At 59.2% G+C, this 1,000-nt stretch carries 1 protein-coding gene; it reads right to left on the minus strand.

Going from position 1 to position 1,000, the window contains the following annotated elements; all coding sequences use genetic code 11:
* Window positions 1–1,000 (minus strand): AAA domain-containing protein (locus tag ACGHU1_RS16845; protein WP_390588877.1); only part of this gene is annotated, 1,000 nt, incomplete at both ends.

Genomic DNA, 1,000 nt, shown 5'->3' on the forward strand with positions numbered 1-1,000 from the left:
CTGGGTGAAAACGAGGCCGTAAGCTGGGTCTTTCTCCAATGGCGAAGGTGGGAGTATCAAGCGGTCCGCGTAGAATTCGCGGTTCGACACGCGAATAAGCGAAGGATCCCGCGATCGATAGTGCCATTCGAGCAGCCGGGCACCGAGGCCGCGCGCCTCACACAGGGTCAGGATGCTTTCCAGCTCTGCCAGCTGGGCGGCGCCACCAAGCAAATCCTCGTCTTCGAGCTGTTCATCGTCGTCCTCATCTTGGTTGGCACTGGTCAGTCTGTCGAAGAAGGAGGTCGGTGGGAGCTGTTTTTGATCGCCGACGACGACGATCTGGCTAGCACGGGCGATCGCCCCGAGCGCATCCTCGGGGCGCACCTGACTGGCTTCATCGATCAGCAACAGATCGAAAGAGAGCGTCCCCGGTGTCAGATATTGCGCTACCGAGATAGGGCTCATCAACAGCACCGGTTTTATGCGCTGGATGGCATTTGGTGCCTCCGAAAACAGACGACGAAGCGCTTTGTGGCCACGTTTTTTCCCCATCTCGCCGCGCAACACCTTCATTTCTCCCAACGCACCGCGCGGGAGCTGACCGAGATGATTGGCGACAATATGCGTTACATTGTCCCGCAGATGTTGCTTCTCGAGTTTGGTAAAGTCTTTGACCAGGACGTTGCGATCGACGCTGCTGAGCTCCCGCAACGCCGGTTCGGCCTCTAGTGCCCGTTCCCAAATCGCCTCAGCCCTAGCAAATTTGAGTTCGACGACAGCCGCATCGGCATCGCATTCGCCAGCTGCCATGCGATCAGCGAGAGTGCCCGGACCAGCGGCGTCTACCTTTGCGCGAGCGTCGATAAGGGCGGCCCACTCTGAATACCGTTCTATTGCCCCTGACATCTGCGCCAGAGCGCCGGCGATTTCGGCTAGTTGCGCATCGTCCCATCCTTCTTCGAAGCGGTCATCAGCTATCCCGAGTCGATCGCGAACGAGCGCGACTGATGTCCGCGCC

The organism is Erythrobacter sp. MTPC3 (genome assembly GCF_042854385.1).
Lineage (GTDB): Bacteria > Pseudomonadota > Alphaproteobacteria > Sphingomonadales > Sphingomonadaceae > Erythrobacter.